Below are 22,503 nucleotides of genomic sequence, written 5' to 3' on the forward strand. Positions count from 1 at the left end.
AAAAACTTCTAAATAGCTAGGTCAATTTAAAGAGATAAATGAAACTGATTTCAAGATTTGTTAAAGGCCTGCTGATTGTTTTAATTATTCTTATTGTACTATTCTTTGTAGGTCCTAGGGTGGAAAAACCAAATTTGGACAGGACATTGCCGGAGGTGAATACAAATTTGGAAGAACTGGAGGATTGGATAAACAACAAGGAAAAGACCGTCCCTAACATTAAATCAAACAATGAGGCTCGAATAGTTTGGTTTGATAGTATCCCCTCCAAAACAGAATACAGCATAGTCTATTTACATGGATGGTCCGCGAGCCAAATGGAAGGACACCCTTTGCATACGGATATAGCAAAAAAATACGGTTGTAATTTATACCTACCGAGATTGGCTGGCCATGGATTGGATGAGGAAGAAGCAATGTTGAATTTAACGGCAGATATGGTGCTGGACTCTGCTAAGGAGGCCATTGCTGTGGCCAAACAATTGGGAGATAAAGTTATTGTCATGGCAACTTCTACAGGAGGTACTTTGGCCTTGCACCTAGTGGGAGGAGACAAGGACATTGTTGGGCTGTTGTTGTATTCTCCCAATATTGAGATTTATGATAAAAACGCGAAATTGTTGACTGGACCGTGGGGACTTCAATTGGCCAAGATGGTCAAGAAAAGTGATTATCATGAATTTGACGCCAATGAAGAAAAGAAAAAGTACTGGACCACCAAGTACAGGGTAGAAGCCTTGACCCATCTTCAAGCTATGGTGGACAATACCATGAAGCCTGAAACTTTTCAAAAAGTTGAGCAACCTGTGTTCATGGGATACTTTTATAAAAATGATTCCATTCAGGACAAGGTGGTTTCTGTTGCCGCTATGCTTAAAATGTTTGATGAATTGGGAACACCTCAGGATAAGAAGAGGAAAAAGGCCTTTCCGGAGACAGGAGACCATGTAATGACATCGTATGTCACTTCCAAAGATTTAGAATCTGTTCAAACGGAAACGGAAAACTATTTGGAAGAAATAATAGGATTAGAAAAGGTTACGTTTTTAGATGCTGTTGGTACAAAAGCCGAAGATTTGATAAGGATGTAGAAATGTTAAAATTCACTAAGAATTTTGGTCGCTAGACGACTGGTCATATATTTGCAATGTGATGGAGAGTAAAACGGAGAAAGGAGAAAGAAAATGTCATGATTTATTGGAGAAGGGAATGGAAATCCTTTGGTCCAAGGGCTACAATGCTACTAGCGTAAATGATATAGTACAAGCTGCTGGGGTACCTAAGGGGTCCTTTTACTTTTATTATGACAGCAAAGAGGATTTTGCCGTAAAAGCGATAGAGTATTATTTCGGGGAACGTTTTGGATGTGCCAAGAAAATTTTGGAAGACGCCAGTATACCCCCAAAACAACGTTTGTTGGATTTCAATGAATTTCGCTGTAAGATTCTTAAAGAGGAGCTTAATTGCCAAATGGGTTGTTTGGCCAGTAACCTTGGAAATGAGATGGCGGAACACAGTGAGAAGATTAGGAAGGTCATTGTGGTGAAGGAAGCCATTCTTAAAGAATCCATTGCAAAAGTGGTGAAAGAGGCGCAGGAGAAAGGAGAAATCGATAGTTCTATGGATCCCATGGATATTGTCACTTTCTTTGAAGACGCAGGTAAAGGAGCCATGACCTCGATGAAAGAGTTGAAAAGCTCTTATCCAATTGACAACTATTTAAACATGGTGAGAAGATATATGTTTTCATAAATTTTTTTTTGCCGTTTGTATAGACGACCGGTCAATTAAGTAAAACTTAAACAGGAAGATAATCTTAGGATTATTTGGTTTTATTAAAAGTTGACCGGACAACTATTAATCAAAATATTTAAAAATATTGTCCAATCCAATCAAAACAAACCGTCAAAAAACAAAACATCAAATTAAACCTTAATCAATGAACGCAATCAAGAAAACCAAAAATGCAACCAATGCATTTGCCAAGAACTGGGCCAATTTTATCATTAAATTCAAGTGGCCCGTTTTACTGCTCACCATTTTACTGGCCTTAGGACTTGGTTCCCAGGGCAAAATGGAATTCGATGGAGACTATCATGTCTTTTTTAGTGAATCCAATCCGGAATTGGAAGCTTTTGATGCCCTTCAGGAGAAATACACCAAGGACGACAACGTAATCATAGTGCTTGCTCCCAAGAATGGAGATGTTTTCACTCGAAAGAACCTGATAGCTATTGAGGAGCTCACCGCTGAAGCCTGGAATACACCATACTCGTCTAGAGTGGATGCAGTCACCAACTTTCAACATACCAGCGCTAATGGTGATGATCTTTATGTGGACGACCTTTCCTATGACTCGGCCAATAAAACTGATGCCGAAATCAGGGAAATTAGGGAAAAGGCCCTAAAGGAGCCTTTATTGGTCCATCGAATCATCAATACTGAGGGGAGTGTAACTGCAATCAATATCACAGTACGTCTACCCGGCGAGAACAGTGCGGCGGAGATTCCAGAGGTTACAATAGCCACGAGGGAGATGATTGCCAAATTCCAGGAAAAACATCCAGAATTTGACGTGTACACCACAGGTTTGGTACCGTTGAACACGGCATTCTTTGAATCGGCCCAAAAGGACTTGATGCTTACTATGGTCATGTTGTTGATTGTGGTAATCGTTACCCTGATTCTGACCCGAAACCTTTTTGCCACCTTGGCTACACTCATCGTGGTTATCTTTTCAATAATAAGCGCGATGGGCTTTGTAGGGTTGAACGGAATTAAACTGACCCCACCATCCGCGGTGTTCCCGACCATGATTTTAACCTTGGCCGTTGCAGACAGTATCCACATTCTCATCACCTTTTTACAAAAGGTCAGAAAAGATGGTCTGGATAAAAAAGCTGCATTGGTAGAGTCCATGCGAATGAACTTTATGCCGGTTTTCATTACCAGTTTAACCACAGTAATAGGTTTTTTAACCCTTAACTATGGCGATGTGCCTCCATTCTGGGATTTGGGAAATACTGTGGCATTTGGAATGTGTATGGCATTTTTGTTTTCCACTACCACATTGCCTGCGTTGATGGCCATTTTTCCTATATGGAAATCTAAAAAGGTTCAAAAACAGACCACACCAAAAATTAGCGGATATACCAGATTGGGTGAATATGTGGTTGGGCAACCAGTTAAGTTGACCGTTATTTCCCTTGCCGTAATTGGAATGTTGGCCTATTTGGCCAGTAAGAATGTCTTTAATGATGAGTTTGTGGAATATTTTGACACTACCGTTCAGTTTAGACAAGACAGCGACTTTATCAATGAGAACCTCACTGGATTCTATAATGTTGAATTTTCAGTGGGAAGTGGAGAAAGTGGCGGAATTAACAATCCGGAGTATCTACAAAAACTCAATCAGTTTGAAGATTGGTTGAATGAACAACCAGAGGTGGTCCATGTAAATGCCTTTAGCGAAGTGGCCAGAAGGGTGAATCGATCAATGCATGGTGATGATGAATCATTCTATCGGGTACCGGACAACAGGGAAGAGGCTGCACAATATCTGTTGCTATATGAGCTATCCCTTCCGTTTGGACTGGATTTGAACAATCAAATCAATGTGGACAAGTCGGAATCTAGGGTTACGGTAACATTAGAAAACAACTCCAGCGCAGAAATGATAGCTTTTGCAGAACGCTCAGAAAAATGGTTGCGAGACAATGCACCTGAAGCTATGCATTCGTTGGGGGTGAGTCCAACTTTGATGTTCTCCAAATTGGGTTTCCGACAAGCAGAGAGCATGTTCAAAGGAAACATTATCGCACTATTGCTTATTTCTTTGGTACTCATGATTGCCTTGAGGAACGTTAAGCTGGGACTGTTGAGTATCATTCCCAATGTAACGCCTGTACTGGTAGGATTTGGACTATGGTATCTCCTCAAAGGAACCATCAACACGGGAATGGTGATTGTTTTTGGTATGACACTGGGAATCATTGTTGATGATACCGTACACTTCATGAGCAAGTTCCTGCGTGCACGAAGGGAATTGGGTTACGATGCCAAGGATGCAATCATCTATGCTTTTGAAACCGTTGGAAAAGCATTGGTAACAACTACTGCGGTACTTCTTGCTGGTTTTGTGGTACTGTCCACATCCTCGTTTGCCTTGAACAGTTATATGGCCCGTATTACCGTAATCATCATTGTGGCGGCATTGATCATAGATTTCATCTTGTTGCCCTCACTTTTGATTTTGGTCAGCAAAGAGAAAAAGGAAGCTGTTTCAGCTTCCAAAGTACAAGTTCAATTAGATAAATAAATCAATTCAAATACAAACAGATCAGATGAGAAAAAGTAAATTTTTAATAGCGATTTTTAGTGCCTTCTTTACGGTTGCCGTTGGGTTTTCACAATCGGCGGAAGAACGTGGATTGCAAATTGCCAAAGCGGCAGAAAAGGCAGACGAAGGATTTGGAAGCTCCATTGTAGAGCTCAAAATGACCTTGAAGAACAAGAACGGTCAGACTAGTGAGCGTTTTTTGACCACACAGACATTGGAACTTACCGAAGATGGGGATAAATCCCTGATTGTTTTTGAAAGCCCAAAAGATGTTAAGGGAACGGCAACCCTGACCTTTACCCACAAAGTGGGAGCAGATGACCAGTGGCTGTATTTGCCGTCCATCAAAAGGGTGAAGCGGATATCTTCCAATAATAAATCAGGCCCTTTTGTAGGAAGCGAGTTCGCCTATGAGGACCTTTCTTCCCAAGAGGTGGAAAAATATGCATACAAATTTCTGAAGGCAGAAGGAGAATTGTTGCTAGTGGAACAAGACCCTGTAGATCCAAAGTCGGGGTACACTAGAAGAGTGGTTACCTATAATAAGGACAAAGGATATCGTCTAGAAAAAGTTGAATTCTATGACCGAAAAAATGCCTTATTGAAAACGTTGACCTATAGCGATTATAAACTCTATAAAAACAAATTTTGGAGAGCATTGACCTTCAATATGGTCAACCATCAAAGTAATAAAGAAACGCTGTTGAATTTCGGCGAATATAATTTTGGCGCCGAATTGGCGGAAGAAGACTTTACCGAAGTTGCCCTGAAAAGAGTGGGCAGGTAGTTTTATTTCACATAAGTTGATTGATTGTCATTGCCAAGGTGCAGGCTTTTAGGTTTGAATGTTATAGAAAAGTTTGTAGCTCCCTTGGCTTTGGCTTTCAATAGGCATACATGACAAAATTTATGAAGAGATTATCGAATTTAAAATTTCAGATAATTGCCTTTTGTTTGTTGGTTCCTACTTTGGGGTTGTCCCAAGAGAAAGAAAAACCTGTTCAGGATGTTGAATTGGAAATTGAAGCCGAGTACCGTTATTTTTTGGACGAAGCTAACTTTTCTGACCAATTGGACCACTATCCCTCTTTGGCAATGAGTCCAGAATATTCCTTGGAATGGAACAAGGGGTATGAAAGCATCAATTTCACCGGATTTTTTCGCTTGGACCGAGATGATGAACGAACCCACTGGGACATTCGCGAACTCTACTATCAAAAAGCAAAAGGCAATTGGGAATTGAGCGTTGGGCTTAAAAAAATCTACTGGGGTGTTGCGGAAAGCAACCATTTGGTAGATATCATCAATCAGACCGATGCCGTGGAAACTTTTGATGGAGAGGAGAAATTGGGTCAACCCATGGTCCAGTTCAGCTATATTACCAACAAATTGGGCACCTTCGATTTCTATTATCTGCCCTACCACAGAAAACGTACGTTTCCGGGAAGAAAGGGTAGACTGCGTTTTGGAACGGTAATCGATAAAGATGATTTGGGTTATGAAAGTGGAGCAGAGGAGTGGAGACAGGATTTAGCTGTAAGATGGAAACACTACTTTGGAATTTTTGATGTTGGCCTCTCCCATTTTTATGGAACAGGAAGAGAACCTCTTTTTGTGTTCGATGAGCAAGGAAACATCAACGCATTTTATCCAGTGATCAATCAAACAGGATTGGATCTGCAGATTACACACAATGCATTTTTATGGAAGGTGGAGTCCATTTACAGAAATGCAGATGCACAGGATTTTTTGGCCTTGGTGGCCGGATTGGAATATACCTTCAGCAATATAGATGGCAACGGACTGGATATTGGATTGTTGGGGGAGTATTTGTACGACGAGCGGGACGAGCTGTCCTTGAACGCTCTTCAAAATGACATATTCTTTGGAAGTCGAATTGCCTTCAACGATGTACAGGACACTTCTATATTGATTGGTGGCATCACTGATTTGGAATCGAGCAGTAAGATATTCAGTTTAGAGGCTTCCAGGCGTTTTGGCTCCAACTGGCGAGCAGAGATAGAGGCACGGATTTTCAATGATATAGATGACTCAGAATTGATACTTTCCAACTTTAGGGAAGACAGCTTCCTACGTTTTACCCTGTCAAGATTCTTTTAAGCTAACTCAAACTTATCTTGTTTAAGGACTATGAAAGCCCCCAATCTAAAGATTGGGGCTTTTTTTGCTTAGATTATAAATTACTTTGAAGTGTAAAACCAATAGCTAATACCAATTGACACATAAAATGCGGAGTCCAAATCCTCTTCAAACATACCATCAACAGTTGTGATGGCAGAGGGGCTTTGAGGAAAGACAATGGCCGGTGAAAGAGAAAAAATAAATTTTTTGATGTAAAGGTCCATTGTCAGGTCGAATTCAATACTCATCAGGTCAAAACTAGTGACCTCTTCAATCATGATATTGCCTGTAATTATATCACCACCACCTTTCCCTTTCCCTTTTCGGTTACCTAATCTACTGCTTTGGTAGTATTCCTGATAAAAATTCTGAGAACCTCCATAAAATGCAATGGATGGGGTTATATGCAAGTTTTCATCTACAGTTTTGAAGAGCTTTCCAATGGAACCTCCTAAAAAGATATCGGCTTCCCCTTCCTGTGTAAAGTATACACTAGCCAGGATTGAGGTTTGTAATACCTTGAAATCGTATCCCAAGCTTCCGGTGATGTCGGCGATAACTTCCGACTGCACGTTGTAACTTTCTTCACTGTAAAAATATCCAGTGCCCGAAAAATAACCACTCAATTTTTCCGAACCAAAATGGAAACCTGCCGTCAAAAGAAATAAATCTACCCTACGTTCCTCTAATCGTGTTAGATAGGACAATGATGCATCTGCATAAAAACCTGAAGCATCATAATAGCCAATGGAAGGCATTACATATGGAGCGGAAATGGAATCCTTACGACCCATGAACACAGCATCACTGATAAAACTAACATCGGTCAAAACATAGGAAAATTCCTTGCTTACCTTGGTTTTTTTGGCCTCTTGTGTCATGACCAGCCAAGGCAATAGTAGGAGCGACCAAAAAAAGGGGCGCCGTTTCATGGGATTTCAATTTTGTTTAAAAGAATCTTGAATTTATAAAGTGCTGTTTTTCCCTTTTTTCTTCATAGGTTTTTTTAGGGGATTTTTCTTCATCATCTTTTTCTGTGGCATGTGTTTCTTTACAAATTCTTTTCTAAATTGATGTTGGTTTCGGAACAATTTCCCGTCCATGTTTAAACATTCGCCATCCTTCAGACGAAGCTGCTTTCGCTCTTTGTTCAGATATGTTCCATCCGGATTCACAACCACATCACTACCAAGATTCAGCTGCTGTTGCAAACGTTGTTGAGAACGGGTCCTTACCTGAAGGGCTTCACCATCCACCATCATCACCATATAGCGGTTTTGGTTCCTGTTCCTGATTTGTTCTTGGTTCAATCCCTTGTTTTCTTGTTGCACTTTGTACCGATACTGGTATTCATTGCGGTATCTCACACCATCCATATCCAAGCATTCGCCATCGCGAAGCTGGAGTCGGTCCCTATCCCTATCTCGAATCGGGATTGCATAGGTGCCATCAGGGTAAACTTCAGTGCCATCGTTGAGGACCAATTTATCTTGGATACGAAGTTGACCTCTATCACGGATCTGAAGCAAATCTCCATCAACCATCATTAGGCGGGTCTGATCACGATCCCTATCTTGGACCTGATCCTTGTCTTGTGCTACTAGTGTCATGCTTCCCAGAAGTATGAACACCATCATCATGACATAACTTTTCATTTTTTGGAATTTTGTAAATCGAACCAAGTTATAGTTGTTGGAGGAAGAGCGCAATGATTTAAATCAATTCAATGATAATTTTGTTGTTTTCTTTGAAGAAGGAACAGAGAATAAAAGAAACAAAAAAGCCGAGATTTATATCTCGGCTGATCTGTACTCGAGGCGGGACTTGAACCCGCACGGGCAAAATGCCCACAGGATTTTAAGTCCGGCGTGTCTACCAATTCCACCACTCGAGCAGGACTTAATTTTTGATGATCTTACTAATTTTAATTTCGGACCAAACTTTTCAGGAATTCCTTTCCAACTCCTGATTTCAATTTTTTCTCATAAATTCTAGCCTCTGACCTTGTTTTGAATTCCTTTTCAAAAATTAAAACAAAAGGGCCATAGGGCCTGGTTGTTTTGTTCTTTCCTGAATTATGCTCATTTAGCCTTCGTTCAATGTTGGAGGTGATTCCAACATAAATATAGTTTCTTTTTAAACTACTTAGGGCGTATGTATAGAACATAATCTCATTCTCAGTCTGTGTCTACCAACCTGCCTGCCGGCAGGCAGGTTCCACCACTCGAGCAGGACTTAAACAAAAAAACGCTGCAAGCAGCGTTTTGAGCGAAAAACGGGATTCGAACCCGCGACCTCCACCTTGGCAAGGTGATGCTCTACCAACTGAGCTATTTTCGCATTTTAAAGAACTGAGCACTTTTGTAAAGTGCGGATGCAAATTTAATACATTTCTGTAAAAAAGAAAGAAATTTTTTAAGAGCTTGCCTTTTTCTTCTTGGTCAACAAACGTTTAATTTCATTCAGTTTCATCAAGGCCTCAACAGGGGTAAGGGTGTCAATATCCAAATGCAGGATTTCTTCCTTGATTTCTTCCAAAAGCGGATCATCCAGATTAAAGAAACTAAGCTGCATTTCGTTTTGCGCGGCCTGCAAAGTATCCGTCATTTCCTCACTGGAATGGGATTTTTCCAACTTTTTGAGAATTTTATTGGCTTTTTGAACCACCTGTTGGGGCATTCCGGCCATTTTTGCCACATGGATTCCAAAACTATGCTCACTTCCCCCGGGGACCAATTTCCGAAGGAAAAGTACATTATCCTTCAGTTCTTTTACCGAAACATTGTAATTTTTGATTCGGGTAAAAGTATTGGTCATTTCATTGAGCTCATGATAGTGCGTGGCAAACAAGGTCTTGGCCCTAGAAGGATGTTCATGCAGATATTCTGAAATGGCCCAGGCGATGGAAATTCCATCATAAGTACTTGTTCCCCTGCCAATTTCGTCCAGGAGGACCAAACTTCTTTCCGACAGGTTGTTGAGAATGGAGGCTGTTTCGTTCATTTCCACCATAAAGGTAGATTCGCCCATAGAAATATTGTCACTGGCCCCGACACGGGTAAAAATCTTGTCCACAATTCCAATATGGGCTTCCGAGGCAGGTACAAAACTTCCCATTTGCGCCAAGAGTACGATGAGGGCGGTTTGCCGTAAAATAGCCGATTTACCGCTCATATTGGGTCCCGTGATCATGATGATCTGTTGCTCATCCCGATTCAGTAACACATCGTTGGCCACATAGCTTTCGCCCAAGGGCAATTGTTTCTCAATAACGGGATGCCTACCATCCTTAATATTCAGTTCCGTGGATTCGTTGATTTCCGGTTCCACATAATTGTTTTCCTTAGCGAGCTGGGCAAATCCACAAAGGCAGTCCAACTGAGCAATCAATTGAGCATTTTGTTGCACGGGTGAAATATACTCTTGCATCCACATGAGGAGCTGTTCAAAAAGCTGTTGCTCTAGAGAGTAAATCCGTTCCTCGGCTCCTAGGATTTTAGCCTCATATTCTTTGAGCTCCTCGGTAATGTAACGTTCTGCATTTACCAAGGTCTGCTTCCGCACCCAACCTTCGGGAACTTTGTCTTTATGAGTGTTCCGCACCTCAATGTAGTACCCAAAAACGTTGTTGGACGCAATTTTAAGGGAAGAAATTCCAGTGGCTTCCGTCTCGCGCTCCAGCATTTTGTCCAAATAATCCTTGCTGGAGAACGCCAGGTTTCGCAGCTCGTCTAATTCTTCCGAATAACCTTGGGCAATGGTATTTCCTTTGGCAATATTGATGGGAGCCTCTTCGTTGAGTACCTCCTTAATCTTAGAGCGTAGGGTTTCGCAATCGTCCAATTGTTCGCCCATGTTTTGTAGCGAAGTATTGGAACTTGTTTCGGCCAATTGTTTGATAGGAACAACCGCTTCCAAAGAATTTTTAAGCTGTACAACCTCTTTGGGGTTGATTTTCCCTGTGGCCAATTTGGAAATGAGACGCTCCAAATCGCCCATTTGTTTGATCCAATGCTGGATTTTTTCTAGTTGACCTTCCTCCGTTTTTAAATGGGATACAATCTGATGGCGCTGCTGTATCTTTTCAATATTTTTTAAAGGAAGAGCCAGCCATCGCTTTAAAAGCCTTCCACCCATAGGGGATAAGGTTCTATCAATAATATTGAGCAAGGTGACCGCATTCAGGTTGGTGGAGTGGTAGAGTTCCAGATTACGGATGGTAAATCGGTCCATCCATACATATTCCTCCTCTGCAATACGTTGAATTTTGTTGATATGCTGTAGCCGGCTATGTTGGGTTTCGGACAAATAGTGCATGATGGCTCCAGAGGCAATTATCCCATGGTTCAAATGCTCAATGCCAAAACCCTTAAGGGTTTTGGTCTTAAAATGATTGGTGAGGCTTTCCAGTGCATAATCCTCCTGAAATATCCAGTCTTCCAGATAAAAACTATGGAAATGGGTTCCAAAGAGTTCCGTGAATTCTTTTCTGTGGCTTTTGGAAACCAAAATTTCATTGGGCGAAAAGTTTTGGAGCAGCTTGTCCATTTGTTCCATGGAGCCCTCTGCTGTATAAAACTCTCCTGTGGAAATATCCAGAAAAGAGATGCCTAGTTTATTTCTTCCAAAATGGAGTGCACAAAGAAAGTTGTTGCTCTTGGAGGATAAGATATCATCATTGAGTGCAACCCCTGGTGTGACCAGTTCCGTGACACCTCGCTTTACGATACTCTTGGTCATTTTGGGGTCTTCCAATTGATCGCAAATGGCCACTCGTTGACCTGCCTTTACCAATTTTGGCAAATAGGTGTTTAAAGAATGGTGAGGAAAACCGGCCAACTCTGTTTTATCCCCTCCATTGTTTCTGTGGGTAAGGATGATACCCAGAATTTTAGCAGCCTTTACAGCATCTTCTCCAAAGGTTTCATAAAAATCCCCAACGCGGAACAGGAGCAATGCATCAGGATGCTTGCTCTTGATAGCATTGTATTGTTGCATTAACGGGGTGACCTTCTTTGTTTTTTTATTGGCTGCCAAAGCGAATGGATTCGGTTATTATAGTTAAAGGTTAAAAACCTGCAATTTCATTGCTATTACTTTAGTTTTCATACTGATTGTCATTTCGAACGAAGTGAGAAATCTCATTTTACTTCCAAAATCATTAGATTCCTCTTCGTACCTCATTCGGAATGACATCCAAGTGTAAAAAAAATCATTCTTGACGAAAACCGTGGATTTTCAATCCTTAGTGGTTTATTTTTGCTGAAAAATGAGGTTGGAACGAAAGTACCGTTTTCCAAAAACTTCAAAAATTTTTGTTGATATTTTGGGTATAATGGTTGAAAAAATATGAATCGGAAGCTAGAAAACAGTGAATTGGGCCGTTTGGATGTGGATGCATTCAAGAAAATTGAAAAATCCCCGATTATTTTGGTGTTGGATAATATCCGTAGCCTAAACAATATTGGTTCGGTGTTCCGAACTGCTGATGCATTTCTGGTCAAGAAAATTTATCTCTGCGGAATTACGGCAACCCCGCCCCATAAGGATATCCGAAAAACAGCCTTGGGAGCTACAGAGAGTGTGGATTGGGAATACCGGAAAACCACTTTGGACGTAATAAACGAAATGAAGAGTTCTGGAATACGGACCGTAGCTGTGGAGCAGGCAGAAAAAGCCACAATGCTCAATGATTTTCAAGTTGACAAGGATGAAACTTTGGCCCTGGTCTTTGGAAACGAGGTAAAAGGGGTGTCCCAAGAAGTGGTCACTGCTTGTGGTGAGGTTTTGGAAATTCCACAGTTCGGAACCAAGCATTCGCTAAATATATCGGTAAGTGCAGGCGTAGTGGTTTGGGATGTTTGGTCAAAACTCGGCCTAAAAAACAAAAGGCCCTGAAAATCAGGGCCAATATATAGTTTGAGTTAGTTAGTTTCTCGATTAGAGAGGTCTAATAAAATAAAACCATTCGTTATATCCAAACATTTTCTAAAAATTCTCTTAAAAAATAGATGAAAGAATTCGGTGTTCAAGGGCTTGTAAAATGTATTCATAATCGGATGGATTATTGACGAAATCCAATTCGCTCAAATCCAAAACCATACTGTTCTGTCCGGGATGCCCTTTGATGAAATCCATATAGCCCCTATGTATTTTCTCCAAATAGTCAGCACTGATGTTCTGCTCATAATCCCTTCCCCTTTTCTTGATATTTTCCAATAAGCGCTCCGTATTTTGGTAGAGGTACAGATAGATTTCTGGCTTTTTGACCTCCTTGTACATAAAATTGAACACCTTTCGATATAGCTCAAATTCATCTGCCTGGAGGGTAATCTGGGCAAAGATCAACGATTTGAAAATATCATAGTCACTGACCATAAAATTCTTGAAGAGATCAAACTGGGAAGTGTCATCCGAAAATTGTTGGTAGCGGTCCGCCAAAAAGGACATTTCCAAAGGAAATGAATATCGAGCTTGGTCCTTATAGAATTTGGGAAGGAAGGGGTTGTCCGCAAAACGTTCAAGAATCAACTTTGCATTAAAATCGTCGGCAATCATCTTGGACAGAGTGCTTTTTCCGGCCCCGATGTTCCCTTCAATTGCAATAAACTGCAATTGGGAAAAGAGTTCCAATCGGCTTTTGAAGAGCTTGTATTTGGTTTTTTTCAGCTTTCCCCTATCCTTGCATTCCTGTAGCAGGTTTCGAATATCTTTATTAAAAACCGGGTGATAATATTGCGGAGCAATATCTGCAAGGGGCTTCAATACAAAATTCCGGTCCTGTATATGCGGATGGGGAACTACCAAATCCTTGGTATGGATGACTTCGTTTTCATAAAAAAGAATATCAAGATCCAAGGTTCGGGAGCTATACCCACCCGATAAAGACCTTTCACGACCAAAATCTTTTTCAATCTCTAAAATTACTTTGAGCAATTCATGAGGGGATAACTCAGTTGCTATGCCCAAACAGGCATTAAGAAAATCATCTCCTTCAAAACCCACTGCAGGGTTTTCGTAAATTGAAGAAACCGCAGTTATCTCACCAGCTTTACTTTGAAGGTGAAAAATGGCTTTTTGCAATTGAACATACCGATTGCCCATATTGCTGCCCAACGAAAGATAAACCTGTTTTTTTGGATTCATGATCAATGGGCAAAGTAAGTAAAACAATACAACAATGGTTATATTTGAAGCTGAATAAAATTTATGTAGATGAACTTTTTGAGAAATCTTTTGGCTGCAATTTTAGGATGCTTGATTGCATTTGGATTGCTAACAGGCATGTTTTTCATTTTTGTGGCCTTAATGAGCCAGGCAGATGATGGAGTAGTGGTAAAAAAGAACTCTATTTTGGAATTGAGCTTTGTTGAACCCATTAGGGACTATGCGGGTAAGGATGAGTCCGATCCCTTTGCTGGGTTTTGGGATGATGAGATTGGACTGGATGAGATTACACATGCCATTGAAATGGCAAAATATGATGCCAATATAGAAGGAATTAGTCTTACCACCAGTTTTTTACAAGCTGGTATGGCACAAACACAAGAACTGAGGGAAGCCTTGGAGGATTTTCAGTCCGAGGGCAAGTTCATTTATGCCTATTCGGATTTCTTTACACAAAAAGATTACTACTTGGCCAGTATCTCGGACAAATTGTATTTGAATCCCGTAGGGGCCATGGATTTCAAAGGTCTAGCGGCCGAAGTGCTTTATTTTAAGGATTTACAGGAAAAAACAGGGGTTAAAATGGAAGTGGTTCGCCATGGGAAATATAAAAGCGCTGTGGAGCCCTTTTTGTCCAATACCATGAGCGAAGAAAACCGTTCACAGATTCAGGAACTGATCAATTCCCTTTGGGGTGCCGTCATTGATGACATCTCAGATGCAAGGGACATAAGTACCGCCAATCTGAACATAATAGCAGATACTTTAGGCGGGAGAACCCCAAAATATGCGGTCGAGTCAGGTTTGGTAGATGGTGCCCTTCATTTTGATGAATACGAAGCACTGCTCAAAGAAAAAGTGAATGTAGCGGAAGGAGAAAAACTGAACTATGTGAAATTTGTGGACTATGTCCAAAAGGCCGGCAGAAAGAAAAATCGAGTGGGCAAAGACAAGATTGCTGTGGTCTACGCCCAGGGTGAGATTTATTATGGAGAAGGAGGCAAAGAATATTTAGGACAGGGACTGGTCATTCGGGCACTGCAAAAAGCAGCAGAAAATGAAAATGTAAAGGCCATTGTATTGCGGGTAGATTCCCCTGGGGGAAGCGCCTTGGTCTCCGATATTATTTGGAGAGAGGTGGAATTGGCCAAAAAGCAAAAGCCCGTAGTGGTTTCGTTTGGGAACATAGCCGCTTCAGGAGGTTACTATATTGGTGTAGGAGGGGATAAAATCTATGCAGAGCCTACTACGATTACGGGATCTATTGGTGTTTTTGGAACCATTCCCAATATCAGTGAACTGGCGGGGAACGTTGGCATTAATGCGGAGCAGGTCGGGACCAATCAAAATTCTGTGGACTATTCTTTGTTTGAACCTATGACCGATACCTTTAGAAACACCATTCAAGAAGGGATTGAGGACACTTACCAGACTTTTTTGGAGCGTGTGGCCAAAGGCAGGGACATGACGATAGCCCAAGTGGATTCCCTGGCGCAAGGAAGGGTTTGGAGTGGATTGCATGCCAAAGAAAATGGCTTGATCGATGAATTGGGCAGCTTGGATGATGCCATTGATGCCGCCGCTGAAATGGCGAATTTGGAAGTATACGGAATTCGAAAATACCCCAAGTACAAATCCGATTTTGAGCAGTTTATGGAAAATATGAGTGGGGCCCAAGCTAAAATTGGAGAAAAATTGATTCAAGAAGAAATAGGAAATGAAGCCTTTCAATTATTGAAAGAATTAAAACAGCTCACCGAACAAAAAGGAATTCAGGCCAAAATGCCTTTCAAGCTAAACATTAAATAATGGGATGACGCCGAAGAATAAAAAAACAGCGTTTTCCATCTATTTGTACCTCGGGGGGCTTTTTATCACCTCCTTGGTGGTATCCAATCTTATTTTTCAAAAATTCTTTTATTGGCAGCCTTTTGGGGATATCACGGTTTTTGGTGCTCCCCTTTTTGAGCTTTCTGTGGGGATTCTGCCATACCCCCTTACCTTTTTGATCACAGACCTTATTTCAGAGATTTATGGAAAGAAAAAGGCCAATCAGGTGGTCACCACGGGTATTTTTGCCTCTTTTTTCTCCATGCTGATCATTTTTGTGGCCAATGAGGTTCCGGCTATTGATACCTCTCCTGTGAATGACAAAGTTTTCACCAAAGTATTTGGATTGTCGCCACTGGGGGTGTTGGCCTCTATGATGGCCTATCTTTTGGCCCAGTATATCGACATTTCCATTTACCATTTTTGGAAACGACTTACCAAAGGTAAAATGCTATGGCTCAGGAACAATTTCTCCACTTTTTCCTCCCAGTTTATTGACACGTTTACTGTTGTTGGACTTCTATGTCTTTTTGGAGTGTTGCCCTGGGATAAATTCTACGGATTAGTGCTCAGTGGTTTTCTATTTAAGATTATGATTGCCCTGTTGGACACCCCTTTGCTCTATTTTTTCGTATATCTAATGCGAAAAAGATTTAACCTAAAATTAGGGGAGGAAATTTCTTTGGATTAATTCCTTCTGTGTAATTTGCCTTAAAATCCCAAATTATGAACAAAAAACTCCTGAAAATCACGGGAATAATCCTACTTGTTCTCGTTGCGCTAATGGTCGCCTTGCCCATGTTTCTAGAAGGCAAGATTGCAGAAATTATCAAAAATAAGGTCAACAATAACATCAATGCCACTCTGGATTTTGATGAAGCAAACCTGAGTTTACTCAAGAGTTTCCCTAATGCCCATGTGGAACTCAAAAATATTTCGCTGGTGAATAAAGCTCCGTTTGAAGGAGATACGCTGTTCGCTTCAGAACATATTGCTTTGAAAATGGGCATTTCTGAATTGTTTAAATCTGCGGAAGACCCCATCGCCATAAAAAGTCTAAATATTGATGCGGCTAAGCTGCATATTTTGGTAGATGAAGATGAAAATGCCAATTACGACATAGGCAAAGAAGAGGAAGGGAAAACAGGAGAGGTTACCGATGAATCCTCCAGCAATTTTACACTGGCCTTGGATTCTTACGCTATCACGGATACAGAAATCATCTATGATGATCGATCCAGTGGAATGCGATTGGCCATTTCTGAAATGAACCATTCCGGCACAGGAGACTTGTCTCTGGAAAAATCAGAACTGAAAACCCTCACGGATGCTTTGGTCACTTTTGAGATGGACAGCACCAAATATCTCAATAACAACAAACTGTTTTTGGATGCACTTATTGGCATCGATTTGGTCGAGAACAAATACTCGTTTTTGGAGAACAAAGCCTTGGTGAACCAATTGGATTTGGTTTTTGATGGCTTTGTAAAAGTGAACGAAGACAATCAAGAAGTGGATGTTACTTTTAAAACCCCCTCTTCTGATTTCAAGAACTTTTTGGCCGTGATTCCGGAGGAATATTCCAAGAACATTGAAACGGTGCAGACTACTGGGAATTTTGAAGTTAATGGAGAATTTAAGGGGATTGTAGACGAAGAGCATATTCCCAAATTCAACATCAGGATAAACTCCGACAATGCGTCGTTCAAGTATCCAGATTTGCCCAAATCCGTTCAAAATGTACATATCGATACAGAAATCAACAACACCACGGGAGTAGCTGAAGACACTTATGTGGACATCAAAAGATTGTCCTTTACCATTGATCAGGATAAATTCAACCTCAATTCCCAGATCAGGGACTTAATGGGCAATACCAAGGTGAATGCCCACATGGATGGCAAAATCAATTTGGCTAACATTTCACAAGCATATCCTGTTCCCGAAGATTATAACCTCAAAGGTATCTTAAATGCAGATGTCACTACCCGTTTTGATATGGAATCCTTGGAGCAAAAGCGGTATCAAAACACAAGAACTGAGGGTAGAGCAGAGATTTCAGGTTTTGAGTACGATTCAGATGAGATGAAAAATCCGGTTGCGATCAATGCGGCTGCGGTAAGTTTTACCCCCAATACCGTAAACCTGGATTCTTTTGAGGGGAAAACCGGAAATACGGATTTTAGCGCTTCAGGAACTTTGGACAATCTTCTAGGGTTTTTGTTTAACAATGAAAATGTAGAAGGACGTTTTACTTTGGCCTCCAACACTTTTGCTTTGGATGATTTTATGGTGGAAGAAGCTTCTGAGGGAGAATCTGGAACCACAACCTCTGGTGGTGAAGAGGAACGTATCAAAATCCCATCCTTTTTGGATTGTACCATTGATGCTTCGGCCAATACGGTGTTGTATGACAATTTGAACTTGAAAAACGTCAAAGGAACGTTGATCATCAAAGATGAAACAGCCACCTTGAAAAACCTTACGTCAGATTTGTTTGGAGGAACTTTGGGCGTTGCAGGAGCGGTGTCCACCAAAGGTGAGACTTCCACTTTTGATATGAATTTGGGCATGGCCGATTTCAATATCAATGAGTCTTTTGCTTCCTTGGAATTGTTTAAAGTGTTGGCACCCTTGGCCAGTGCACTTCAAGGAAAACTGAATTCGGATATTAAGATTTCTGGAAACCTGAAAGATGATTTTACTCCAAATTTGACCACCGTTTCTGGAGATTTATTGGCCGAACTTTTATCCACTAAAGTAGATGCCAAAAAAGCCCCCTTGCTCTCTGCCTTAGACAGTAAGTTAAGCTTTTTGAATGCAGAGGACATCGATTTGAGCAATTTGAAGACCGCACTGAGTTTTAACAATGGTTCCGTGCAGGTGAAGCCATTTGCTTTAAAATACAAGGATATTGCCATTAATGTGGATGGAAACCACACTTTTGACAGCCAAATGCAGTACAAGGCTACCTTGGATGTACCTGCAAAATACTTGGGAAGCGAAGTCAATAACCTTATTACCAAAATGGATGACCCAAGCCTACAGGATTTAACCATTCCCGTGACGGCAAATATTGGGGGCAACTATACAAATCCGACAGTGAATACGGATTTGACCTCTGGAGTCACCAAACTCACCAACCAGTTGGTGGAAATCCAGAAACAAAAATTGGTGAACGAAGGAAAAGATAAAGCCAAAGATTTGATTGCCGATGTGTTTAAACAAGAGGGCGATTCTACTGAAACAAACTCTGGTGGGGTAAAAGAAGCTTTGGGAGACCTGTTGAGCGGTAACAAAACCCAAGAAGATTCCACCGAAACCAAAGAAGACCCCGTAAAGAACACGGCCAAAAATATTTTGGGCGGCTTGTTGGGCAAAAAGAAAAAGGATACTGTGAATTAGGGGTCTGCTTACAATACTAAAGTTGTCACCTCGAGCTTGCCTTTGTCAGCAGATAGGCGCAGTTGCAAGGTCTTAAAGGTCTCGACTGCCTGTTTTCAGTACAAGACTTTGGAAGAAGGGCACTTGACCTGAAACCACTTCCATTTTTATTATTAGTATAGAAAGAAAATATCTTTATATTTATGTGGTCTTATTCCTTCAATAGTTGAAGAAGGATGGTTGGACATCTCCCCCGAAAACAGAATAGCTTACTTAACAAGAAACGGCAAAAGCTACGCATGACTGTCGAAATAGGTGGTGTATGGTGATAAAAGTTGGGTATATAAACTAGTTGGCAACAATATGAAGAAATTAACATTCATATTAATAATTGGAATCTGTTCCTGTAAATCCGGACTGAATTCTTCTTCAAGAATGGAATCAGATTCTTCACCAAAAAAATGTATTGAAATAGCGGAACGAAAAGTCCTTGAAAAAGCTGTGGAATTGTTTGAAACAAAAATTGAAAAACAGTATCCAAAAGTTTCGTTGGAATCAGCTTATTTTGAGTTTATTGATGACTGGAGCAATAAAAAATTGAGCAAAAACTTTTTCAAGGATTCGCTAGAATTGAAAGTTCGAAATTTGAATTTGTGGACGGAATCCACTCGTTCGGACAAAAACATGGAGTTTGAAAAACAATTATTTAATGTTGATTCAATGAATCCAATACGAGTCAAATTAAATTCTGATTTTTCAACTTGTCTCGCAAATAAAATCGATTGGGGAATCGGAACAAGTACTTTTTTACGAATGAATTCGAAATATCGAATAAGTCCAAGAATTGCCAAAAAGAAATTGTACAGGACAAGCCAAAATGACATGAAAAAATTTGAAAACAGATTGACTATTGTACTCGGTGTTTATTACCAAACCATGTTTAATATAAAAAAAACTGTTATCAATTATGGCTATAAGTAATTGTTTGTTCTCGCCTACTTCTGAAAATCCACAAGGATTTTCAACTTAGTTTTTACTTGCAAAGTTTAGAGCTAAACCGCACAACTATTCATAGTCATGATCAATGAAGATAATGCCGAAAAAACCTAGGGATGAGTAAATTTTTGACTGGTAAAGAATTAGAGGATACCATTTATGATATAATTTGGGAAACCGAGAACACTTTAATGATTGTTTCACCATTCATTAAACTGGATGATTATTTTAAAAAACTATTTGACAAACACGATAACAACCCCAAAATACATCTTCTTGTAGTATTCGGAAAAAACGAAAATGAGGTCAAAAAAAGTATGAGCAAAGAGGATTTTGACTATTTCAAAAAGTTTTTAAAAGTATCAATTATTTATGTGCCTAATCTTCATGCTAAATATTATGGTAATGAAAAGAAAGGTATTATAACTTCAATAAACCTTTATGATTACTCATTTAAAAACAACATAGAATTTGGAGTGTTTTCACAACAAAGTCTTTTAGACAGGTTTAAACAATCAGCGGATAATGATGCTTGGAGTGAATGTATGGAAATAGCTCAGAATAATGAAGTGGTTTTTATCAAACGACCTGTTTATGAAAACAAAAAAATAATAATCAACCTTAGCAAAAACTATGTGAAATCTGACGTTCTATATGACTCTACCGAAAAATTTTATGGCTTTTCTAGAAACACTACAATAGAAATGAAAAGTCTTTTGGATTTTCCAGAAGAACTTGAACTGGGCTCAAAACCAACTGAAAGACCAGACCGTAATGGCAATCGGAAACCGAATTATGGATTTTGTATTAGAACTGGAAAAAGAATAAAATTCAATCCAAAACAACCAATGTGCAGAGAGGCTTGGAAAATATGGAACGAATATGGAAATGAAGATTTTCCAGAAAAATATTGTCATAGGACAGGAAAACCGTCTTATGGAAAAACATCAATGAGAAAACCAATATTATAAAGAACTATGTCCTTCAATTAGCTAAAAAGGACTCCTGTTACTCTCTTATTTCCCCGTCCAAAAGCTCCAAAATAGCATCCAAGCTATGCATTAGAGGCGTATAGTGCGCTGTTTCCGTGGCAAGACTGGTAATGATGAACAATAGAATACTGTTTTCAAAGCTCTTGGAATTCAGGGCATCCATATTGCTCATTGGATTTTTTTCCTTAGGTAACCCTAGTTCAGCTGACATTCCGGTTTGGTCCAGAACAGTCCTAATGCTATAGCTTTCGGCTTTGAACATATTGATGACATTGTTTCTTTGATCGCTGAGCAGCTTTTCTTGTTTTTCAATATCATCTATGGTCGCAATCCAGTTGGTAAGCCTAAATCGTAGCGTATCGTTGGAAATATCCTTTAGACTTCCAGAATTGATCATTTCGGTCAACATGGAATTATTGGGGTTAAAGAAAATGTCATAGGCAAAGGCATCGATGAACAAGTTGGATAATTCTTCCTCAGAAAGACTGATTTCGTTATAGGAGAAACTAACCATGGTCTTGGCAGCCTCATAGCTTTGCCTATTGACCTTAATCAATTCTTCCAATTTAATCTTACTGGTTTCAAACTCTTCTTGAAGACCTGCCAGATACACTTGCTCCTTTTCTCGTTTTATCCGGTTTTCATTGCTATTATTTATCGCCAAGGCAATCAAGATACCAATGACCACCAAGATAATTTCCCCAATAGCATACAACAGGTAATTCCCAAACTTTCCTTCCGCTAGGAGTTGTTTTCTGATTTTTCTAAAGAATTTGATCATGCTTCGTGGTTATGGCAAGTGATAGACTTTCTAAGACTTAAAGGATACTTATGCCCACATAATACCCTTCGTTACCTCGTATATTAAATACGGTGCTATCCTCAAAGATGAGGTATTGTCCTTTAATGCCTTTGAGCACTCCGGTATAGCTGGGAGTTTTGTCCAAATTCAGACTTTTTACTTTTTCAGGGTATTGGAGCACGGGAAACTCTAGATGGGTCTCACCGTTGGATTCTATAAAATAGTCAGTCGCCTCATCAGGAATGCTGGATTTGAGTTTGTTCCGCCATTCCACCAAATTAACATCCTCAATGCGATTGGTCAACATTTTTTGCCAGCTGGTCTTATCGCTTACGTGTTCCTTGAGGGCTACCTCGGTAATTCCCGCTAAATACCTATTGGGCACTTCAACAATTTCGATGGCCTCATGAGCGCCTTGGTCGATCCAACGTGTAGGAACTTGTGTTTTTCGGGTAACACCCACCTTTACATTGCTGGAATTGGCCAAATACACAATATGGGGCTGTAATTGTACCTTTTTTTCATATTCCAGATCACGGTCCTCCTTGTCCAAATGAGCCGTACTCAACTCGGGTTTCATGATCCAATCCCCAGCCGCGGGGGTTTCGTAGAAACAAGATTTACAAAATCCTTGTCGGTAAATAGGCCGTTCTTCCCCGCAGTTAAGGCACTGGTACTTAATAAAGTCTATTTGGACTGTTTTGTCCAGGGCTTGGTTCATATTCAGAAAATCATGCTCAAAGACCAAAAAGTATTGGATGGGGCTACCATTTTCTGTTTGCATCTTTCTCAGGACTCCTTCGTATAACATGCTGGGAAGTATTAGTTTGTTGATTTGAAAATGAATGCCA

The 22,503-nt window shown here is 40.3% G+C and carries 18 protein-coding genes and 2 tRNA genes; 11 read left to right on the forward strand and 9 right to left on the reverse strand.

Features of this window, described 5'->3' with window-relative positions:
* Positions 1 to 38: 38 nt before the first annotated feature.
* The 5 genes from DX873_RS13990 (at position 39) to DX873_RS14010 (ending at position 6,460) form a co-directional block, all read left to right on the forward strand.
* Positions 39 to 1,091, forward strand: coding sequence for an alpha/beta hydrolase (locus DX873_RS13990; protein ID WP_116185098.1), 1,053 nt, complete (start codon positions 39 to 41; stop codon positions 1,089 to 1,091).
* A gap of 61 nt (positions 1,092 to 1,152) precedes the next feature.
* Positions 1,153 to 1,752, forward strand: coding sequence for a TetR/AcrR family transcriptional regulator (locus DX873_RS13995; protein ID WP_116185099.1), 600 nt, complete (start codon positions 1,153 to 1,155; stop codon positions 1,750 to 1,752).
* A gap of 187 nt (positions 1,753 to 1,939) precedes the next feature.
* Positions 1,940 to 4,318 (forward strand): efflux RND transporter permease subunit, encoded by a 2,379-nt coding sequence (locus DX873_RS14000; RefSeq protein ID WP_116185100.1) that lies wholly within the window; start codon positions 1,940 to 1,942, stop codon positions 4,316 to 4,318.
* A gap of 25 nt (positions 4,319 to 4,343) precedes the next feature.
* The gene (locus DX873_RS14005) at positions 4,344 to 5,126 is read left to right on the forward strand and encodes an outer membrane lipoprotein-sorting protein (protein ID WP_116185101.1); all 783 of its coding nucleotides are present in this window, start codon (positions 4,344 to 4,346) and stop codon (positions 5,124 to 5,126) included.
* Between the two features lie 122 nt (positions 5,127 to 5,248).
* Positions 5,249 to 6,460 carry a hypothetical protein gene (locus tag DX873_RS14010; RefSeq protein WP_147296669.1) on the forward strand — a complete coding sequence of 404 codons (1,212 nt, stop codon included), beginning with the start codon at positions 5,249 to 5,251 and terminating at the stop codon, positions 6,458 to 6,460.
* A gap of 80 nt (positions 6,461 to 6,540) precedes the next feature.
* Here the strand turns inward: DX873_RS14010 and DX873_RS14015 are convergent, their stop codons facing one another.
* From DX873_RS14015 to mutS, 6 genes are all read right to left on the reverse strand, one after another.
* Entirely contained in the window at positions 6,541 to 7,413 is an 873-nt protein-coding gene (locus tag DX873_RS14015; RefSeq protein WP_232520940.1) for a hypothetical protein, read from the reverse strand.
* A 33-nt stretch (positions 7,414 to 7,446) separates the two neighbouring features.
* Positions 7,447 to 8,136 carry a DUF6799 domain-containing protein gene (locus DX873_RS14020; RefSeq protein ID WP_116185104.1) on the reverse strand — a complete coding sequence of 230 codons (690 nt, stop codon included), beginning with the start codon at positions 8,134 to 8,136 and terminating at the stop codon, positions 7,447 to 7,449.
* 154 nt (positions 8,137 to 8,290) lie between these two features.
* Positions 8,291 to 8,375: transfer RNA gene (locus DX873_RS14025), tRNA-Leu, on the reverse strand.
* Positions 8,376 to 8,405: 30 nt separating this feature from the next.
* Positions 8,406 to 8,648 carry a GIY-YIG nuclease family protein gene (locus DX873_RS14030; RefSeq protein WP_116185105.1) on the reverse strand — a complete coding sequence of 81 codons (243 nt, stop codon included), beginning with the start codon at positions 8,646 to 8,648 and terminating at the stop codon, positions 8,406 to 8,408.
* A 100-nt stretch (positions 8,649 to 8,748) separates the two neighbouring features.
* Positions 8,749 to 8,821 (reverse strand) — tRNA-Gly (locus tag DX873_RS14035).
* A 75-nt stretch (positions 8,822 to 8,896) separates the two neighbouring features.
* Positions 8,897 to 11,479, reverse strand: coding sequence for a DNA mismatch repair protein MutS (mutS, locus tag DX873_RS14040; RefSeq protein WP_116185266.1), 2,583 nt, complete (start codon positions 11,477 to 11,479; stop codon positions 8,897 to 8,899).
* A gap of 351 nt (positions 11,480 to 11,830) precedes the next feature.
* Here mutS and DX873_RS14045 point away from each other — a divergent pair, with 351 nt between their 5' ends.
* Positions 11,831 to 12,379: an RNA methyltransferase gene (locus DX873_RS14045; RefSeq protein WP_116185106.1), complete on the forward strand. Its 549-nt coding sequence runs from the start codon at positions 11,831 to 11,833 to the stop codon at positions 12,377 to 12,379.
* A gap of 102 nt (positions 12,380 to 12,481) precedes the next feature.
* On the opposite strand, the gene folK is transcribed toward DX873_RS14045, so the two are convergent.
* The gene (gene folK / locus DX873_RS14050) at positions 12,482 to 13,627 is read right to left on the reverse strand and encodes a 2-amino-4-hydroxy-6-hydroxymethyldihydropteridine diphosphokinase (protein WP_116185107.1); all 1,146 of its coding nucleotides are present in this window, start codon (positions 13,625 to 13,627) and stop codon (positions 12,482 to 12,484) included.
* Positions 13,628 to 13,696: 69 nt separating this feature from the next.
* Here folK and sppA point away from each other — a divergent pair, with 69 nt between their 5' ends.
* The 5 genes from sppA (at position 13,697) to DX873_RS14070 (ending at position 20,829) form a co-directional block, all read left to right on the forward strand.
* Complete coding sequence (gene sppA, locus DX873_RS14055; protein WP_116185108.1) at positions 13,697 to 15,457, forward strand: signal peptide peptidase SppA; 1,761 nt, start codon at positions 13,697 to 13,699, stop codon at positions 15,455 to 15,457.
* A 4-nt stretch (positions 15,458 to 15,461) separates the two neighbouring features.
* Entirely contained in the window at positions 15,462 to 16,169 is a 708-nt protein-coding gene (locus DX873_RS14060) for a queuosine precursor transporter (protein WP_116185109.1), read from the forward strand.
* Between the two features lie 35 nt (positions 16,170 to 16,204).
* Complete coding sequence (locus tag DX873_RS14065) at positions 16,205 to 18,883, forward strand: AsmA-like C-terminal region-containing protein (protein ID WP_116185110.1); 2,679 nt, start codon at positions 16,205 to 16,207, stop codon at positions 18,881 to 18,883.
* Between the two features lie 342 nt (positions 18,884 to 19,225).
* Positions 19,226 to 19,843 carry a hypothetical protein gene (locus tag DX873_RS18945; RefSeq protein ID WP_181899517.1) on the forward strand — a complete coding sequence of 206 codons (618 nt, stop codon included), beginning with the start codon at positions 19,226 to 19,228 and terminating at the stop codon, positions 19,841 to 19,843.
* Between the two features lie 131 nt (positions 19,844 to 19,974).
* Positions 19,975 to 20,829 (forward strand): phospholipase D family protein, encoded by an 855-nt coding sequence (locus tag DX873_RS14070; RefSeq protein ID WP_116185111.1) that lies wholly within the window; start codon positions 19,975 to 19,977, stop codon positions 20,827 to 20,829.
* A gap of 37 nt (positions 20,830 to 20,866) precedes the next feature.
* Here DX873_RS14070 and DX873_RS14075 read toward each other — a convergent pair whose 3' ends face one another.
* On the reverse strand, positions 20,867 to 21,631 hold the full coding sequence (locus DX873_RS14075) for a DUF6090 family protein (protein ID WP_116185112.1): 765 nt from the start codon (positions 21,629 to 21,631) through the stop codon (positions 20,867 to 20,869).
* A gap of 37 nt (positions 21,632 to 21,668) precedes the next feature.
* Positions 21,669 to 22,463 (reverse strand): DUF2797 domain-containing protein, encoded by a 795-nt coding sequence (locus DX873_RS14080; protein WP_116185113.1) that lies wholly within the window; start codon positions 22,461 to 22,463, stop codon positions 21,669 to 21,671.
* Positions 22,464 to 22,503: the final 40 nt, after the last annotated feature.

This window comes from Flagellimonas nanhaiensis (assembly GCF_003382275.1).
GTDB lineage: Bacteria > Bacteroidota > Bacteroidia > Flavobacteriales > Flavobacteriaceae > Flagellimonas > Flagellimonas nanhaiensis.

Bases quoted from the DNA above. Each gene is read 5' to 3' on its own strand.
- DX873_RS13990 (WP_116185098.1), top strand. From the start codon at position 39: ATGAAACTGATTTCAAGATTTGTTAAAGGCCTGCTGATTGTTTTAATT.
- DX873_RS14010 (WP_147296669.1), top strand. From the start codon at position 5,249: ATGAAGAGATTATCGAATTTAAAATTTCAGATAATTGCCTTTTGTTTG.
- DX873_RS14015 (WP_232520940.1), bottom strand. From the start codon at position 7,413: ATGAAACGGCGCCCCTTTTTTTGGTCGCTCCTACTATTGCCTTGGCTG.
- DX873_RS14045 (WP_116185106.1), top strand. From the start codon at position 11,831: ATGAATCGGAAGCTAGAAAACAGTGAATTGGGCCGTTTGGATGTGGAT.
- DX873_RS14000 (WP_116185100.1), top strand. From the start codon at position 1,940: ATGAACGCAATCAAGAAAACCAAAAATGCAACCAATGCATTTGCCAAG.
- DX873_RS14065 (WP_116185110.1), top strand. From the start codon at position 16,205: ATGAACAAAAAACTCCTGAAAATCACGGGAATAATCCTACTTGTTCTC.
- DX873_RS14080 (WP_116185113.1), bottom strand. From the start codon at position 22,463: ATGTTATACGAAGGAGTCCTGAGAAAGATGCAAACAGAAAATGGTAGC.
- sppA (WP_116185108.1), top strand. From the start codon at position 13,697: ATGAACTTTTTGAGAAATCTTTTGGCTGCAATTTTAGGATGCTTGATT.
- DX873_RS14070 (WP_116185111.1), top strand. From the start codon at position 19,975: ATGAGTAAATTTTTGACTGGTAAAGAATTAGAGGATACCATTTATGAT.
- DX873_RS18945 (WP_181899517.1), top strand. From the start codon at position 19,226: ATGAAGAAATTAACATTCATATTAATAATTGGAATCTGTTCCTGTAAA.
- DX873_RS14005 (WP_116185101.1), top strand. From the start codon at position 4,344: ATGAGAAAAAGTAAATTTTTAATAGCGATTTTTAGTGCCTTCTTTACG.
- DX873_RS13995 (WP_116185099.1), top strand. From the start codon at position 1,153: ATGGAGAGTAAAACGGAGAAAGGAGAAAGAAAATGTCATGATTTATTG.
- DX873_RS14030 (WP_116185105.1), bottom strand. From the start codon at position 8,648: ATGTTCTATACATACGCCCTAAGTAGTTTAAAAAGAAACTATATTTAT.
- mutS (WP_116185266.1), bottom strand. From the start codon at position 11,479: ATGCAACAATACAATGCTATCAAGAGCAAGCATCCTGATGCATTGCTC.
- DX873_RS14075 (WP_116185112.1), bottom strand. From the start codon at position 21,631: ATGATCAAATTCTTTAGAAAAATCAGAAAACAACTCCTAGCGGAAGGA.
- DX873_RS14060 (WP_116185109.1), top strand. From the start codon at position 15,462: ATGACGCCGAAGAATAAAAAAACAGCGTTTTCCATCTATTTGTACCTC.
- folK (WP_116185107.1), bottom strand. From the start codon at position 13,627: ATGAATCCAAAAAAACAGGTTTATCTTTCGTTGGGCAGCAATATGGGC.
- DX873_RS14020 (WP_116185104.1), bottom strand. From the start codon at position 8,136: ATGAAAAGTTATGTCATGATGATGGTGTTCATACTTCTGGGAAGCATG.